General features: G+C 52.8%; 16 protein-coding genes. 6 read left to right on the forward strand and 10 right to left on the reverse strand.

The features are described 5' to 3' along the window. Window positions 1–76 precede the first annotated feature (76 nt). Window positions 77–451: a VOC family protein gene (locus tag NSQ46_RS07250; protein WP_342576585.1), complete on the forward strand. Its 375-nt coding sequence runs from the start codon at window positions 77–79 to the stop codon at window positions 449–451. 188 nt (window positions 452–639) lie between these two features. On the opposite strand, the gene NSQ46_RS07255 is transcribed toward NSQ46_RS07250, so the two are convergent. Further along, complete coding sequence (locus tag NSQ46_RS07255) at window positions 640–783, reverse strand: hypothetical protein (protein ID WP_007127338.1); 144 nt, start codon at window positions 781–783, stop codon at window positions 640–642. A gap of 254 nt (window positions 784–1037) precedes the next feature. On the opposite strand from NSQ46_RS07255, the gene NSQ46_RS07260 reads away from it, so the two are divergent. Further along, window positions 1038–1805 carry an exodeoxyribonuclease III gene (locus NSQ46_RS07260; protein ID WP_342576586.1) on the forward strand — a complete coding sequence of 256 codons (768 nt, stop codon included), beginning with the start codon at window positions 1038–1040 and terminating at the stop codon, window positions 1803–1805. A gap of 250 nt (window positions 1806–2055) precedes the next feature. Further along, the gene (gene fabV, locus NSQ46_RS07265; protein ID WP_007127340.1) at window positions 2056–3246 is read left to right on the forward strand and encodes an enoyl-ACP reductase FabV; all 1191 of its coding nucleotides are present in this window, start codon (window positions 2056–2058) and stop codon (window positions 3244–3246) included. 48 nt (window positions 3247–3294) lie between these two features. On the opposite strand, the gene NSQ46_RS07270 is transcribed toward fabV, so the two are convergent. Beyond that, window positions 3295–3987 carry an effector binding domain-containing protein gene (locus NSQ46_RS07270; RefSeq protein WP_210094392.1) on the reverse strand — a complete coding sequence of 231 codons (693 nt, stop codon included), beginning with the start codon at window positions 3985–3987 and terminating at the stop codon, window positions 3295–3297. 92 nt (window positions 3988–4079) lie between these two features. Here NSQ46_RS07270 and NSQ46_RS07275 point away from each other — a divergent pair, with 92 nt between their 5' ends. Further along, window positions 4080–4571: an effector binding domain-containing protein gene (locus NSQ46_RS07275; RefSeq protein WP_210094391.1), complete on the forward strand. Its 492-nt coding sequence runs from the start codon at window positions 4080–4082 to the stop codon at window positions 4569–4571. Window positions 4572–4747: 176 nt separating this feature from the next. Here NSQ46_RS07275 and NSQ46_RS07280 read toward each other — a convergent pair whose 3' ends face one another. Further along, the gene (locus tag NSQ46_RS07280) at window positions 4748–5602 is read right to left on the reverse strand and encodes an AraC family transcriptional regulator (protein ID WP_210094390.1); all 855 of its coding nucleotides are present in this window, start codon (window positions 5600–5602) and stop codon (window positions 4748–4750) included. A gap of 109 nt (window positions 5603–5711) precedes the next feature. Beyond that, window positions 5712–6443, reverse strand: coding sequence for a hypothetical protein (locus tag NSQ46_RS07285; RefSeq protein ID WP_210094389.1), 732 nt, complete (start codon window positions 6441–6443; stop codon window positions 5712–5714). 371 nt (window positions 6444–6814) lie between these two features. Between NSQ46_RS07285 and NSQ46_RS07290 the strand changes: the two genes are divergently transcribed. Then, complete coding sequence (locus tag NSQ46_RS07290; protein ID WP_007127345.1) at window positions 6815–7798, forward strand: diaminopimelate dehydrogenase; 984 nt, start codon at window positions 6815–6817, stop codon at window positions 7796–7798. A 147-nt stretch (window positions 7799–7945) separates the two neighbouring features. On the opposite strand, the gene gdhA is transcribed toward NSQ46_RS07290, so the two are convergent. Next, entirely contained in the window at window positions 7946–9325 is a 1380-nt protein-coding gene (gdhA, locus tag NSQ46_RS07295; protein ID WP_251535441.1) for an NADP-specific glutamate dehydrogenase, read from the reverse strand. 436 nt (window positions 9326–9761) lie between these two features. Beyond that, on the reverse strand, window positions 9762–10598 hold the full coding sequence (locus NSQ46_RS07300) for a YitT family protein (protein WP_028403835.1): 837 nt from the start codon (window positions 10596–10598) through the stop codon (window positions 9762–9764). A gap of 246 nt (window positions 10599–10844) precedes the next feature. On the opposite strand from NSQ46_RS07300, the gene NSQ46_RS07305 reads away from it, so the two are divergent. Beyond that, the gene (locus NSQ46_RS07305; protein WP_342576587.1) at window positions 10845–11609 is read left to right on the forward strand and encodes an SDR family oxidoreductase; all 765 of its coding nucleotides are present in this window, start codon (window positions 10845–10847) and stop codon (window positions 11607–11609) included. Between the two features lie 98 nt (window positions 11610–11707). Here NSQ46_RS07305 and NSQ46_RS07310 read toward each other — a convergent pair whose 3' ends face one another. The 4 genes from NSQ46_RS07310 to NSQ46_RS07325 all read right to left on the reverse strand — a co-directional run bounded on the left by NSQ46_RS07310 (window position 11708) and on the right by NSQ46_RS07325 (window position 16763). Continuing rightward, window positions 11708–12046, reverse strand: a complete 339-nt coding sequence (locus NSQ46_RS07310) for a VOC family protein (RefSeq protein ID WP_007127349.1) — start codon at window positions 12044–12046, stop codon at window positions 11708–11710. A 222-nt stretch (window positions 12047–12268) separates the two neighbouring features. Further along, complete coding sequence (locus NSQ46_RS07315; RefSeq protein WP_007127350.1) at window positions 12269–13324, reverse strand: serine hydrolase domain-containing protein; 1056 nt, start codon at window positions 13322–13324, stop codon at window positions 12269–12271. Window positions 13325–13501: 177 nt separating this feature from the next. Beyond that, on the reverse strand, window positions 13502–14338 hold the full coding sequence (locus tag NSQ46_RS07320) for a sulfurtransferase (protein WP_144877830.1): 837 nt from the start codon (window positions 14336–14338) through the stop codon (window positions 13502–13504). A gap of 193 nt (window positions 14339–14531) precedes the next feature. Then, window positions 14532–16763, reverse strand: a complete 2232-nt coding sequence (locus NSQ46_RS07325; RefSeq protein WP_341342315.1) for an acyltransferase family protein — start codon at window positions 16761–16763, stop codon at window positions 14532–14534. Window positions 16764–17146: the final 383 nt, after the last annotated feature.

Consider the following 17146-nt stretch of genomic DNA (forward strand, 5'->3'; position numbering starts at 1 on the left):
GTTTGGTTCTAACGTGAATATCGTTATTTAGGTGTTGGAACACAATCAAACTCGTAATGAGAGAGGAGACTGGAGATTGGCCAAACCCCAATTGTACGGCGTAGGTATCTTTGTGCCGGTGAGTAATTTGAGGCGTTCTGCGGCATGGTATGCCCAGATGCTGGGACTCGAGATCATTCATACGGATGAACCCGAAGCGATTGTCATGCGAATGAACGATGAGAAGGTGAGCTTTTGTCTGGTGCGTTCCGATGAGATAAAGCAGCCGGTGTTTCCTAAAAATAATTACGGTGTAGGACAGTATTTCAACATTCATGCCAAGGATGTTGAAGGAATGCATCAACAGCTGAAGGCCAAGGGAGCGGATGTGGGTGATATTGAGGATTTTGAGGGGGTCAAAGGCTTCTCCCTGACGGACCCCGACGGCAACCGGTACGGCGTAACAGCTTAACCAAACGGAACGGCGGTGCATGCACAGACAGGAAATTTGGCTCTGAATTAAAAAAAATACAGCAACAAAACACCCGCTGCATTGCAAGGGACGGCTCCCCGTTTATAAGACAGGGATCCAAACACCTTCGCATGGACGGGTGTTTTTGTTATTGAATTATAAGGAATGCATGTTGGCGATATCCATCGCTAGTCCTGATCCCTGCAGTGCTCCTCGGCCGCCGAAGTAAACTCTTCCTCATTCTCGTTTGCCAGCTTATCGCCGTATTGGTCCAAACGTTCAGGACTGCTGGACGGACCGTCGTTCTTAGGTTTACTGTTTCTTCCTGTCATGCTGTACTCCTCCTTATGCGAAATATCCATCGAATTGCGGGCGCTTCGAATAAGCGAAACGATCGCAAACGTTTATGTTGTTCCAGTTTCGGTGCGGGATTATGCACGGGAAAGCTCCTTTTTCGTTCATGAAGTTTAAATGAATGCGTAAAGCTGCCTTGTCCCTTCCCGCCGAGACATGATACCATTATAGAATTTAGTAGATTCATAGATTCAGCAAACGAAAAGATACGGATATCATGGAGGTTCCCAATATGAAGCTGGTGTCATGGAATGTGAACGGGCTGCGTGCCTGTGTGAATAAAGGCTTTCTCGATTATTTCAAGCAGACGGATGCGGATATATTTTGCGTGCAGGAAACGAAGCTTCAAGAGGGGCAGATCGAGCTTGAGTTAGGCTCCGACTATCGCCAGTACTGGAACTACGCCCAGAAGAAGGGATACTCGGGAACGGCCGTGTTCACCCGATTGGAGCCTCTGTCCGTCCGTTACGGGATCGAGGAAGACGAGGAGCCGGAAGGAAGAATCATTACGCTGGAGTTTCAGCATTTCTACCTGGTGAACGTCTATACGCCGAACGCCAAGCGCGACCTGAGCCGGCTTTCGTACCGGCTGGAGTGGGAGGAACGGTTCCGCCGTTACTTGCAGGAGCTGGATGCGGTCAAGCCGGTCATTATTTGCGGCGATTTGAACGTCGCCCACCAGGAGATCGACCTGAAGAACGCGAAGTCCAATCTCGGCAATTCAGGCTTTACACTGGAGGAGCGCGGGAAGATGACCGATCTGCTCGCAGCAGGCTTTATCGATTCATTCCGATTCTTTTATCCGGACAGGACGGATGTATACAGCTGGTGGTCGTATATGGCCAAGGTCAGGGAACGGAACATCGGCTGGCGAATTGATTATTTCCTCGTATCGGCCCGATTGTCCGAGAAGCTGGTCGATGCCGAAATCGATTGTCATGTGCTGGGCAGCGATCATTGCCCGGTTCGGCTGACGGTCAGCAAGGAACTGAAGGCGTAAGCCCGGAAGAAGGAATAATAAGATTCGGCCAGGCTGCATAGCATGGTAGTAGTAATCAGCCAAGTACCTCTCTTTTAATGAATGGCGGGGGCAAATCCCCGATCGATTTTAGAAGGGGGGTATGGGGGGTATTTTATTTTTGCCGTCAAAAGGTTTCCTCTTTGAAAAAAACAGTTACAATAGAAAGGGACAATCGGGATACATACGTATCATTTGAAACGATAATGAGTGTAAAGAGAGGAACTAAATCATGATTATTAAACCTAGAACACGCGGATTTATTTGCACGACGTCGCACCCTGTCGGCTGCGCTGCGCAGGTTCAGGAGCAGATCGATTACGTGCTGAAACAGCCTGGCATACAAGGTCCCCGTAATGTACTTGTGATCGGGGCATCCACCGGATACGGATTGTCGGCGAGAATCGCCGCTGCGTTTGGTGCACGGGCAAACACGGTAGGAGTATATCGTCCGAGCCAGGGAACCGAGAAGCGCACCGCTTCGGCAGGCTGGTACAACTCGGCTGCTTTTGAGCAGGCAGCGGAGGCGGCGGGACTGAAGTCCTTCAGCGTAACCGGCGATGCATTCACGGAGGAGACCAAGGCGAAGACGGTCGAGCTGATCAAGAAGGAGCTTGGAGAGGTAGATCTGGTCGTTTACAGCGTGGCCTCCGCGCGCCGGACGCTGCCGCGGACCGGAGAGACGGTCAGCTCCGTCCTGAAGCCGATCGGCCAATCCTACACGAATAAAACGGTCAATTTCCATACGGGAGAAGTTACCGAAGTAACGATTGAGCCGGCTACCGAAGAGGAAGTTCGAAATACCGTCGAGGTCATGGGCGGCGAAGACTGGGAGCTGTGGATCCAGGCGCTGTCGGAAGGAGGCGTGCTGGCGGACAATGCCACCACGATTGCGTTCTCCTATATTGGCTCCGAGATTACGAAGGCGATCTACCGGGACGGGTCCATCGGTCAAGCGAAGGATCATCTGGAGGATACCGCACTGAAGCTAAACGAGGCGCTCGCGGGTCGCGGAGGCCGCGCTTACGTGACGGTCAGCAAAGCGCTGGTTACGCAGTCAAGCTCGGCGATTCCGATCGTGCCGTTGTATGTTTCCGCTTTGTACAAGGTGATGAAGGAGAAGGGGCTGCATGAAGGCTGCATCGAGCAGATTTATCGTCTCTTCACTGACCGTTTGTACGCTGGGAAGGATGTTCCGGTCGACGAGAAAGGCCGGATTCGCATTGACGACTGGGAGCTTCGCGAGGACGTCCAGCAGGAGGTTGCTGAGCTGTGGAGCAAGGTCGACAGCGATAACATTGAAGAGCTGACGGATTTGGCGGGGTACCGCCGCGAGTTTTTCCAGTTGTTCGGATTTGAGACCGACGGCGTCGATTACGATGCGGACGTGAATCCGATCGTGGAGAATCCCAAAGCGATCTAGGTTCGTCCATGAACAGGCAGGCAGGCTCCCCGGAAGGGGAACTGCCTGCTATCTTTTTATCGGGATAAACATCCGGATGACCGAAGCATCGGCGTCGTCCCGACGTTCCAAGGCATAGCATCCGGGATCCGGATTCATGTCGAGCTGCTTCATCCGCTGCAGGACATACGCATAAGATTGGTCGATATCCTCCCTGTCCGAGCGGCCTTCATGCGTATACATCGCGTATTCCTGAGCCGGTATCGCCAGACTCACCATCCCTTCGGGAAGACTCCCCAGCGCCGTCACTTCGATACCGGCGACGTAATGATAGATTTGCTGCCGATTCATAACCGCGGCGACATAGGAAGGCCGGGGCGTGGACCGGCGGTACGGGATTTCATGCAGGCGGCTGACGAGCTCCTGCCACAGCTTGGGTTTGAGGGTATGTGTCATATAGAAGGCGGTAAAGGGTGCTTTCATCTCCAAACCGACGATCAGGATTCCAGGCTTGACCACCCGCTTGACAGCTTCCGTGTCATGCTCTGCCAGCTCCCGCCGCTGGCGGGAAGTCAGGATGGAATAGCCGCCGTGCTTGCCCTCCGTTGCGTACAGCGGGACGCCCAGCTCGGACAGCTCATGGAGGTAGCGGAGCATGGTACGGTAGGAGACCGAAAACTCCTCGGCTATTTCGCCGACGGTGAAGCTCCGCTTCTCATAGACGCGCTGCATGACCTTGAGCATGCGTTCGGTTTTCGGCATGGAATCGATGCTCCTTTTTATTTCGTACTGTGACAAATTCTGTCATAGTTTCAGTATATAATGAATTTGTAAAAATGAAAGGAGGATATAGGATGAGCGCTCAGCAACGAAATGAGGCTGCGTTGACGACGAAGGAGGCATTTCAGGCGGTCGGCCTGAAATGGGAAGGAACGTTTGCGGATGCGGCCGCAGGAGGGATTCGCGCCGTTCATCGGCAGCTGCAGGAACGGCTTGAGGAAATTCCGCATGCCATACATAAGGACACGATGCTCGGTTTATCGTACCATGCGTTTCCTGGTGGAGAAGGCTTTATCCATTATGCGGCGGTTGAAGTGGAGAAGTTGGGCAAGGTTCCTGACGGCATGGTGAACGTGTCGGTTCCGACCCTGACCTATGCGGCTTGCCAGCACAGCAAGGAGCAGGCCATCGAGGCATCGTATACGAATATTTACAATTGGATTAAGGAACAAGGATATAAGGAATATAGTCCGGACCATTTAACCCATTTCGAGAAATATCCGATGAGCCAGGACCCGTACGACGATCATCCCGAATTTGTCATCATGATTCCGGTCGAGACGTAATCACCTCTGCCGTTCATCCTGATCCCGGTGTGCTGAGCATCTTGGTGCAGCAAAAACGAAAGGAGCAGCCGCAAGCGGGCTGCTCCTTTCGTGATATGCTCCTCACTTGCGGCCTTCCTTCGGCAAACGGATGGCCGCAATTATGCGTGCCGTGCTGCGGGCTGCAAGCTTAAGGATTACTGCTTACGGATGATCGGGACCCATAACTCGTTCTTGTCCTCATCTGGCGGGAGATAGCACTCGATGGCCGGCAGCGGGGCAAGCTCATAGGCTTGGGACGGAATCCATTCGGAATACAGGCGTTTCCACATCTCCGCGATTTGGCCAGGGTCGCCCCCCATTTCAAATACGGCCCATGCGGAATCGGGAAACGAACGCTGAATAAGAGGCTCCGGCGGCGTTTGCTCGGACACAACCGATAAAATATAGCAGAACGTATCCTGCCGTCCGTAATCGCCGTCGGCACAGACGCCGAGGAATCCGCGGATCGGATGATCATGCCTTTTAAATGGCCACAGCTTGTGGAAGACATCCTCCTCCGCCGCTTCCTGCCACAATCGGGGGACGACATCATACGCATTCTGAGTGCTTACCTCTTTGGAATAGCCGATAATCGAAAACGCCGGTATTTCTTCAATCCTGTAATTCATTTCTGCCGCTCCTTTCATGGAAACTTGAAAGAAGATGCGGGGATAGTCCTTCAGCTTCGTTCCGGCAAGCCGGGCTGCGGAGGGAGTGGTTCCGTGCATGTTCTGGAATGCTCGCGCAAATGCCTCCGGCGAGTCGTAGCCGTACTTCAGCGCGAGATCAACGATCTTGATGTCGCTGTTCTGAAGCTCATACGCCGCCAGCGTAAGTCTTCGCCTTCGTATGTATTCCGATAGCGTAACCTCCGCAATATACGGGAACATCCGCTGAAAATGATACACCGAGCAGCAGGCGATTCGTGCGGCTTCCGCGAAATTGATCTCTTCGGTGATATGCTCTTCCATATAACCGATCGCATCATTCATGCGCCGGACCCAATCCATCTGACCCATCTTCCTTTCATGATCCAATATAACGGAGTGTCGTCTCCGGCTGCCTAGCAGATGCTGCACCATATCGGCAAGCCTCGATGCGATCGATATCGTTGAACGCCTATTTCAACGGGACCTGCTTGGACAATGCTTCAAACTGTCCCAAGTGCGGAGCGATCTTCTTATAGATGCTCTGCAAATATTTGCGGTCAGCGTCGTTCTTCCGCTGCTCCGCTTCCGTGCCCAGCGGGAAGATCGTGTAGCTCTTGTTGACGGAACCATTCTTGTACTTGACGTCGAACAGGTTGCCTTTCTTCCAGGCTTGATGCAGGCCCTTATTCGTTCCCATGATCTCCAGCGTTTCCTTGCCATTCGTATAGGTGAAGCTGAAGTCAGGGTCAGCAACGGCTTGAATGACATCATATCCGTTTGTAAACACCCCATCCTTAAAGATCCCCTTTTGAATCTGGTGCCATCTTACGGTCCCGTCTGCTTGGGTCACCTTATGCGTAAGGACGCCTTTTCCATTCATCTGATCACCGGACCAGCTTCCCGTGTAAACGACTTTATGCTGCTCGCCGTCCTCGATGTATTGATTAATGTACTTCCCGCTTCCGGAGCGTTTGCCATTCACAAAATCGCCGGAATATTGCTTCTCCGTTCCCCATTTTATCGTTCCACGACCGTTAGGCTGCCCGTTTGAAACTTCGCCGTAGTAGGAGGTGCGCTCGGACATTTGTATCCGCTCTTTCGCCGCTGAAGCATCGGCAGAAGCCGCAGCCGGAATGAGCGAAGCGACGGTGAGTGAGGCCGCCAGCGCCGTTGTCAGGGTGATTGCCGTCATTTTTTTCATGTTAAAAAATTCTCCTTTTCTTAGATGATCCTCTATTACATTCGCGTAAAGCCGGCGATATTCCTTTTTAAGGGAATGAAAGCAGGGAGGAGCCTGCCGTTAACACGAGGATTGCGCCGTTAAGTTCAGGATGCCAGGCACCAAAATTGATTGCGTAATGCCAAAGGCGCTATACTAAAAATCATAGGTTTCTTTTTGGTTTAAGCAGGACGGCGGTTTTTTTGTGAATAAATCGTGAACATTATTGGTAAACACCATGGGCCTGCGAGCAAAAAAAGTTTAACATTCCTATGTAATGTCTTTATACTTTAAAGCAGTAGACTAACACATCAAGCCAACGAATAATAGGATTGGCAAAGGGAGGATCACGCTTGAACTCGAATATCAAAGTCGGAATCGTAGGTTATGGCAACTTAGGCAAAGGCGTCCAGAAGGCAATCGGACAAAACCCCGATCTGGAGCTGGTCGCAATCTTTACGCGCAGAGACCCGCAGCAGATGCCGGAGGTATCCGGTGTGCGCTTCGAGCATATCTCGGCAGCGGAACAGTATATCGGCAAAATTGACGTTATGATCCTGTGCGGAGGATCCGCAACGGATCTGCCTGAGCAGACTCCACAGATCGCTCGTCTGTTCAATACGGTAGACAGCTTCGACACCCATGCCAAAATCCCTGAGTTTTTCGAGCAGGTAAACGAGGCAGCACAGGCTGGCGGCCATGTCAGCGTCATCTCGACAGGCTGGGATCCGGGGCTGTTCTCCATGAATCGCTTGCTTGCCGAGTCGATTCTGCCGGAAGGCCATGATTACACATTCTGGGGCAAGGGCGTGAGCCAAGGTCACTCTGATGCGATCCGTCGTGTACCAGGCGTAAAGGCAGGCGTACAGTACACCATTCCGGTACAAGAGGTTATCGATGATATCCGTTCCGGCTCGACGCCTGAGCTGACGACCCGCGAGAAGCATATCAGAGCCTGCTACGTCGTTGCAGAGGAAGGGGCCGACCAGGAGCAAATCCGCCAGACCATCGTTTCGATGCCGAACTATTTCGCGGACTACGACACGACGGTTACCTTCATCACGCAAGAAGAGCTGGACGCCGAGCATTCGGGCATGCCGCATGGCGGCTTTGTCATCCGCAGCGGCGTTACCGGCAACGGCAGCAGACAGATCATCGAATTCGGTCTGAAGCTGGACAGCAATCCGGAGTTTACCGCCAGCGTGCTTGTAGCTTATGCGAGAGCAGCCTTCCGCTTGAGCGGGGAAGGGCAGAAAGGCGCCAAAACGGTGTTTGATATTCCGCTCGGATACTTGTCCCCTAAATCGGCCGAAGAGCTCCGTCGCGAGCTTCTATAAGCCGTAAGAGAAGGCCTTCCCGTAAGAACGTTCATCTTGCGGGGGGGCTTCTTTTTTTACATGTAGGGTTTGAAAAACATGAAAAGGCCGTCCCGCAGCAGAGAATTCCTGCTGGCGGGACGGCCCTGTTATTGGCGTATACCCTCTTTAGACGATGCCTTGGGCGATCATGGAATCGGCCACCTTCAGGAAGCCTGCAATGTTCGCGCCGGCCACCAAATTGCCGGGTACTCCGTATTGCTCTGCCGCATCTACGGCATTGTTATAAATGTTCTTCATGATTTGATGCAGCTTTGCATCGACTTCATCAAAGGTCCAGGCCATGCGCATGCTGTTCTGGCTCATTTCCAGCGCGGATACGGCCACGCCGCCGGCATTTGCGGCTTTCGCCGGTCCAAACAGGACACCTGCCTCGAGGAACAGCTCGATTGCATCAAGCGTTGAAGGCATGTTAGCCCCTTCGGCAACCGCCTTGACGCCATTGTTGATCAGCGTCTTGGCAGATTCGGCATCCAGCTCGTTTTGCGTAGCGCATGGGAGTGCGATGTCACAAGGAACCGTCCAAATGCCGAAGCATCCTGGGTGATACTCCGCATGCGGATGGATGCGAACGTATTCGCTGATCCGGAGGCGGTCTCTCTCCTTGAGGAGCTTAACGGTTTCCAGCTGAATGCCCTCAGGATCATAAATATATCCGTCCGAATCACTGCAGGCTACGACGCGGGCGCCGAGCTGCTGGGCCTTCTCGATCGCATAGATAGAGACGTTACCGGAGCCGGATACGATCACGCGGCTGTCTTTGAAATCAAGCCCTTTGGAAGCAAGCATCTCTTGCGTGAAATAAACGCAGCCGTAACCTGTCGCCTCGGTCCGGACCAAGCTGCCTCCGTAGATGACGCCCTTCCCGGTCAGAACGCCGGATTCATGTCCACCGCGAATGCGCTTGTATTGACCGAACATGTAGCCGATCTCGCGAGCGCCTACCCCGATATCGCCTGCAGGCACGTCGGCATCAGGTCCGATATGGCGGTACAGCTCTGTCATAAAGCTTTGGGTGAAGCGCATGACTTCCTGGTCCGATTTGCCTTTCGGATCAAAGTCGGAACCACCCTTGCCTCCACCGATCGGCAGGCCGGTCAGGGAGTTTTTGAAGATTTGCTCAAAGCCGAGGAATTTCACGATGCCGGCATAGACCGAAGGATGGAACCGGATTCCGCCTTTGTATGGACCGAGGACGCTGTTGAATTGAACGCGGAAGCCGCGGTTCACTTGGATTTTACCCTGATCGTCCGTCCATGGGACACGGAAGGTAATCATTCGCTCCGGCTCGACAAGACGCTCGAGGATTCCATGCTCTTGATACTTCGGGTGTTCAGCCAGGACCGGCACGATGGAATCTACGAATTCCCGAACGGCTTGATGGAACTCGGTCTCATGCGGGTCTCGGGATACGACTTGGGAATAAATGGACTCAACATACGCTTGGGCAGCAGCAAGAGGTGAAGAAACAGAAATATTCGTAGTCACTTTTATGATGCACTCCTTCAAATCGTTAAAGTAGGTTGTCGTGAACGTCCGGCAGCAACAGGGTAGGACCATTGTCCAAATAATTTGCACTAAATCGATAAATCATTGTCACAACTGTATGTTAGGTTGATGAGAATTTTATAGAATTTCGGCGTCATTTTCCAATAAAATGTTTTTTATGGACCTATTAAATATTTCTATGCAGGTAACATTTTATGTGAGTTTAAGGCCGCGAAAGTGCCGAAAAATCAGGGGTTTTCCTGCTTTGGACGAACTTGAAACATCAGATGTTTCAAGCATCTGCACGGCTGTTTTCTCCGCTCCCGTCCGCATGTTTTCAACTTCAAAACGGATATGAAAAAAAAGATCGAAAAAAACCCCCTCGCAAGATTTTTCTCGATCTTTGTTTGATTTTAGTGTAAAATTAATAATTTAACTACTTGGATATATCTATGAAGCCTTCGCCGAATACGTCGCGAACGTCATGGATTGTAACAAATGCGTTTTTGTCCTCTGCGCGAACGATCTTCTTCAGCATCGATACCTCCTGCTTGCTGATCACGATGTACAATACATCCTTCGGCTGACCGGTATAATAGCCATATCCTCGCAAAACCGTTACTCCCCGGTCCATAACCTCCGTCACCCGTACCGCAATGCGGTCGTGGTGGGTGGAGATGATCGTGACGGCTTTTTTCGGATTCAGGCCTTCGATAATGAACTCCATAGCCTTGGTACCGATATAGAGAATAACTACCGTGAACATGACCTTCTCAATTCCGATGACGAAGATGGAGAGTCCCGCTACAATCAGGTCGAAGAACAGAAGGGCGTAGCTGATATTCCAGTCCCAATATTTGTTGGCGAGCCGTGCGAGTATGGCCGTACCCGCCGTCGTTCCGCCTACCCTGATGATGAGCCCGATGCCGACCCCGGCAAGGAGCCCGGCGAATATCGCATTAATGACCGGCTCGCTCGACGAAATTTCCCAATGCTCGGTCAGATGCAGGAACAGGGAATTGAAGCCGACAGCAATGATGGTGTAGACGGTCGTTTTCTTATCAAGCAGCTTATAGCCGATAATCAGCAAAATGCCGTTAATGACGATGCTGACGAGCGCGGGGGACCATTTAAGCAGGTAATATAAAATAATCGAAATCCCCGTTACGCCGCCTTCCCCGAAATCGTTCGGAATAATAAACAGGTTGACGGCAAGAGCGAACAGGAAAGCCCCTACCAGCAGCATAAGCATGTCGAAAAGTCTTTTTTTCATACGAATACCTCCACTGAATCTAAACTCACAAAAAAAGCGATTAAAGGAAAAATCATCCTTTAATCGCCTTATGCAAACGTAAGTTGCGCAGCTCTTTTGATACTTTTTATTATATAGGAACATGACATGACTTGTAAATCATTTTCGATCCGTGTCCTCTCTGAACGGACAGAATAGGAGCGCAACATTTCAAAACGGCCCCTATGGTACAACTGAAAGTGAAATCAGAGGGAAGGGATGATATACATGAGTAAGTTAAATGGAAAAGCAGCACTCGTCACGGGAGCCAGCCGGGGGATCGGAGGGGCGATAGCGAAACGCTTGGCTCAAGAAGGGGCCTTAACAGCCGTTCATTACGGCAAGAACCGGGAAGCTGCCGAGGAGGTTGTGCACGAAATCGAGCGAAGCGGGGGAAGGGCATTCGCGATCGGGGCTGTGCTGGATACGGTCCAGAGCGTCGAATCGCTCTACGCTGCCCTGGATGAAGAATTACGGCAGCGGACAGGAGAGACGGGGCTCGACATTTTGGTCAACAACGCCGGGATCGGCCTGGCCGTGACTATTGATGAGACATCCGAGAAGGATTTCGACGAGGTGATGCGGGTCAACGTAAAAATGCCGTTTTTCCTGATCCAGCAGGCGCTGCCGCGGCTGCGGGACGGAGGGCGCATCATTAATCTGTCGTCGGCAACGACTAGAATATCGCTGCCGGCCGTTCCGGCCTACAGCATGACCAAGGGAGCGATTAACACGCTTACGCTGTCGCTGGCTAATCAGCTTGGCGCGCGGGGGGTTACGATCAACGCCATCCAGCCGGGGTTCATCGCAACCGAGATGAATGCCGCGATGCTGCAGGATCCGGCCTCCCGTCAATTCGGCGCGGAATACTCCATCTTTGGCAGGTGGGGGGAGCCGGCGGATATCGCCGATGTGGCCGCTTTCCTCGCATCCTCGGAAAGCCGCTGGATCACCGGACAGTGCATCGATGCAAGCGGCGGATCGCATCTGTAACGGAATGCAATGTGCACAAGATTACACCCCGTACGCACAGGCTGTGCGCACGGGGTGTTTAGATTTTTTCCTTACTTTAACTTGGGAAGCTGGCAAACCTACGCCAATACCTCCACGGTGAAGCCCCCGGGAGCTTTCACATAGAAGGTCCAGCCGTGGGCCCGCTTCGGAGACGACGCCTCGAAGCCGTCCTCCGTTAAACGCCGATACATCTCGTTCACCTTCTCCTCATTCTCCTGGATAAAGCCAATATGGAAGGTTTTCGGATAATGCGCTTCGGTTCCCTTCATCAGCGTCAGCACAAGCCCGTCATCGTCAAACAGCGCGGCAAAGGCTTCCCCGCGCTCTCCACCGATCTTCAACCCGAAGTAGGTTTGCAAGAAATTTTTCGCAGCGGATACATCCGTGACGGTCAGATTAACGTGATTCAATTTCATCTGCAACACTTCCTTTCAGAAATTGGAAATCTAAAACCAGCTTATCACATTCATGCAAATGCGAAGCTTACGGGTGAGAAGCATGGGTGTTGCGCAGGAAATCCGTCACAAGAGTTTAAGGTCGGAAATGCTGAAATAGCTAAACACCCTTAAAATTCCCATCGTTTGTCGAAAGAGAGTTTTGGATATCTATCTTAAGGGTTACTGCTTAACATAAGTGTATTATTTTGCTGCCAATATCAGCTGTTCCGCCATCGCATGCAGCTCCCATACATCACAGGTTTGATTGGCCAGAATGATGCTCGTCGTTTCAATTTTTGGATAGTACGCAAACATGACGGCTACTCCGGCATTAGAACCCTCTTTGTACATACGAACGAGATTTCCCTTAAGATCATAGGTGAAATGAAATCCGTACCCGTTTATGACCTTTCCCCATTCATACGCTCTTTCGATGTCGGTTTGCGGCTTCATGATTTCCCTGGTCATCTCAACGGACAGAAGCTTCCCGTCCGCCAAGGAACGCATGAATACATCAAGATCGCCGACTGTGGTATAGGCTCCTCCGTCAGCAGTACCGATTGGAGGGAAGGAGTAAATATTCTTTTTCCATATCATTTCATTGTCCTCGTTGAAGGCAGCGGCATATCCTTCAGCCACCGCCATATCGCCCTCATCCTTAGCGATAAAGGACGTGTGCTTCATTCCACAAGCTCGAAATATGTTCTGTGCCACATAATCACGGTAGTTTTGACCGGTTGCTTCTTCGATGGCAAGTCCAAGCAGCACAAAAGCACAGTTATTATAGCTGACATCCGTTCCCGCCTTGAACTTCGGCTCCTTATAGGCAAACTGCGGAATAAAATCAATGCAGTTTCTTATTGAATAGTTGGGCTTGCTGATAAACAACGCCTCGTAGCTCTCTCCCAATTCTTCGTCTGCGTCGTCTGCGATGCCCGAAGTATGCGTGAGTAGATGGGCAATTGTCACATCATCAGGAATTTTGGTGCCGGTCAGGTCAATAATGTCCGTTATACGGTCGTCAAGCCGAATCATTCCCCGATCAACAAGCTGCAAAATCGCCACTGCTGTAAACAGCTTCGTGACCGATGCGGTATCAAACCTTGTATGGATCGAATTCGGCACTTGGAAGCCGCGATGAGCCAGGCCGTATGCCTGTTCAAAAATCGTATCGCTGCCGTCTTTGATAAGAACCGCTCCTGCGAAATGATGCTCCTCGTAATATTTATTGAATAAGGAATCAAAATGATGACCCATTACGTTCCCCCCTTAAAATCGGCAACCTTATTTTACCAATCCATAATGGATATGTACCGATAAAAAACAACTATATCCATTCTTGCAGCTGCAATGAAAAACATAGAAAGGGCTGCAGCAGCCTGCCTCTCGGCAAGCAGCCACAGCCCCTTCAACGTGTCCGGGCGCGGACCTTTATTATTCTTCTCCCGTGGAGATCGGGTTCTCCTCGTAGCTGATCCAATCGCTCCAGCTTCCGGCGTACAGCTTCACGTTCGTATATCCGGCCTCCTTCAAAGCGAGCACATTCGGGCATGCAGAGACGCCGGACCCGCAATAAACGATGACCTGGGCATCCTTTGAAATCCCTGAAAAATGCTCCTGGAGCGCTTGCGCATCCTTCCAATGCCCGGATGCATCCTGGACGCCTTTCCAGAAATAGTTGACCGCGCCCGGGATATGGCCGGCCTTCACGTCCAGCGGCTCCTCAATGCCGGCATAGCGGCGCGGATCGCGGGAATCGATAAGGATGTGCGAGCCGTCCTTGGAAGCGGCACGCACATCCTCCATTGAGGCGAGCATGGCCGGCTGAAGCGACGGCTCATACGTCACCGGAATGACGACAGGCGTCTCGTCCGTGACCGGATAGGAAGCCTTCTTCCAGGCCGTAAAGCCTTCGTCCATCACGTAAGCCTGCTCATGTCCCGTGTATTTCAGCATCCACCACAGCCGGCTGGCCATCATGCCGCCTTGGTCATCATAGATAACGACACGCGCGTCCTGATGGATTCCGGCTTTGCCAAAGGCCGAGGCGAGCTGCTCCATGTCCGGAAGCGGATGACGGCCACCATGCTGGGCTGCAGGAGAGGAGAGGTCCTTCTCCAGGTCAAGATAAACGGCCCGCGGAATATGCGTCTCGTCATAAGCGGTACGGCCTTGATCCGGCTGACCCAGGGCAAAACGGCAATCCACGATGACGAGATCGGGCTCGTAGAGCCTTGCCAGCAGCCATTTCATCGATACGATATGGTTCATAGAGATTTTTAGCACCGCCTTTTCATTGGAATGATGAATTCGTAATCGAATTATATCATATTGCTTGCCGCGCTCACGTATATAAGTAAAAAGCCGGCCCGTCTCATAGAATAGGAGAGAGGGCCGGCGTATAGGCAAATCGCTTAGTAAATGAATGATAGCATATGCAGGATAAGTAAGATAAAACCTTATGTTACTTAAGAGCTTCCAGCAGCATGGAAGTATAAGCGGCTGCGCCTTCCGGCTCCAGATGAACGCCGTCCGAGCGGAAATATTCCGGATGGCCCTTGCTGGCCGAATACCAATCGATGAGCTTCACGTTCGGATACCGGTCTGCAGCGGCTGCCAGCATCTCATTGACGTTCTGCTCCCACTCCCGGGGTACCCGGGTATTGACGAGCAATATGCGCTGCGCGGGCTCGAGCGACTTTAACAGACTGTCCAGGTCCTTCTGCGCAAAGGCGCCGTTCGTCCCGAGCCCAATGATGACGGTGCCGCCTTGGATTCGGTTATTCGCCTGCAGCCCGGGCAGGAGATCCCTCGCCTGCCGCATTTGACGGCCGATAACCGCATCGACATGGATGCCGGGGATCGCCTTCTCCAGATAAGGGGAGACGCCTAGCATGACGGAATCGCCGATCGCTGATACGGCAGCGCCTGATATCGGCTCTTTAGTCTGAGTGCCCGGTTTCGGACTTGCCGGCTGCTTCGAGATGCCGCTGCTGCCGGAGTCGCTTTCCGACGGCTTTTCTTGGCCGCCCGGCTTCGAACCGGACGAATCCTTGGCGGTATTCCCGGATGGCGAAGGCGGCGCATCCGACTGCTTACCGCCTGTCTCAGAGCCTTCCTTCACAGCCGCATCCTTCCCTGCAGAGGGAGGCATGTCATCCCCTTGATCTTGAACTCCCCTATGGTCTTTCAAGCTGGAATTGGTATGGGACTGAGCTTCGTCTCCGGGATCGGCCGACTTGGCAGGCGTCGTTGGCTCCGGCGTCGGTTTCCCGTCAGTCTGGCCGGGACCTTCCAAGGGAGCTGGAGGATCGGCAGGGTCCTTTCCGGTTTTGTCCGGTTCGGTGATTGTTTCTTTCGCTGGCAGCTGCGTAATCGTTTCTTCCGGCGCTCCGGCGCGAGTTGGATCGGTTCCGTTCTGATCCAGGTCCGGTCCCGGAATATGAAGCATCGCTGCGATATCACCGGCCGTCTTCGCGTCCGAGACGCTGCTCATCATGCCGGTACAGAATATCCCGATCAGGATAAGCGAGCTGAACGAGACGATCCAGCCTTTCACGGAAATGGAGGCCGGGCGTTTCCGGAGCGATCTCAAGCGCTCCCTCAGCTTCCGGAACCCGCCCCGGCGGATCGGCTGCTCGACATATTTCCAGGACAGGGCAGCCAGCACGATGCTCGCCGCCACCTGCAAGACGATCTGGGGCATGCTGAGCCCGCTGACGCCGGAAGATGGGGAAAACAATATCAACACAGGATAGTGCCACAGATAAATTCCATAAGACCGAACCCCGAGCCACAGCAGCGGCTTCCCGCTGAACAAGCGGGACAGTCCGGTTGCCGGGTGGGCCAATACGGCTACGAGCACGGCCGCTGCAATCGAGAAGAGAAACATCCCGCCCCGGTACAGGAACGGATCGTAACGGTCTACCTTCCACATCATGAGGAGCACAACGAGCAGGGCCAGCATGCCGATCAGGTTCAGCGTACGCCTGACGGCAGGCGACGCGGAAACGGGGAGCTTCCAGCTGGGCCAAACGATGGCGAGTCCGGCTCCGATGAGCAGGCCGAAGGCTCTTGTATCGGTCCCGTAATAGACACGGCTTGGATCCGTTCCGGGCTGATACAGCACACCCATGACCGCGGCCGACAGAAGGGCTCCCGCCGCGATGAACGCGAACAGCTGGCCTCTTCGCGGGAACAGCTTAAGGCCGGCCAGCATGATCAGCGGCCACAACAGATAGAACTGCTCCTCTACAGCCAGCGACCAGAAATGCCCAAGAGGCGAAGGGGGACCGAAGGATTCGAAATAGGATTGCTGCTCGAATATAAACTGCCAATTGCTTATGTACGTGATCGCCCCGAGGACGTCGCCCCTAAGGTTTGGCAGACGCTCGCGATCAAACAGGGTTACCCATGCAACGATGAGGAGGAGCATGATCATGATGGCCGGCAGCAGACGCCGAAACCTTCGGACCCAGAAGTCCTTCAAGTCGATTCGGCGGTGATGATGCCACTGCGATGTAAGGATGTCCGTGATTAGATATCCGGACAGCACGAAAAACAAGCTGACTCCGAGGAATCCGCCGCTTGCAAAGCCAAAGCCCCAGTGATACGCCATGACGCCGATGAGCGCCAGGGCGCGGAGCCCGTCAAGACCGGGCATATAACGCGAGTGCGACTTACCGGATCCGGGCACGGCCCACTCCCCCTTTCGAGCGGCATGGGCCTGCTCCGCCCTGCAACAGCTGCCGTGATAATATGTAGGACATATTCACAAACGTCTGGATGTCTAGATATGGATGTGTCATTTGGAACATGGTAAACCTTCCCTTTCATTTAGCAGAAGCTGCAGCTTATGTAATAACGGATCGAATTCTGCAAAATCCTGCAACAAGATGTCATAGCTAATACTATCATCTTCGGAGGAGTAGAAGGTGACAAAATAATGAACCTGAGGCTACAGCGAGATAACAATATGAAGACAGATTATTCATTTGATTTCGGTGCGGCTGTGCTTGCCGGCGTGCCGGCTCGCATTCGGCTTGTTAGCGGCAATGGGTAGAGGAATTGAGGCAAGGC

Source organism: Paenibacillus sp. FSL M8-0142 (genome assembly GCF_038597315.1).
Taxonomy (GTDB): Bacteria; Bacillota; Bacilli; order Paenibacillales; family Paenibacillaceae; genus Paenibacillus_AQ; species Paenibacillus_AQ lactis.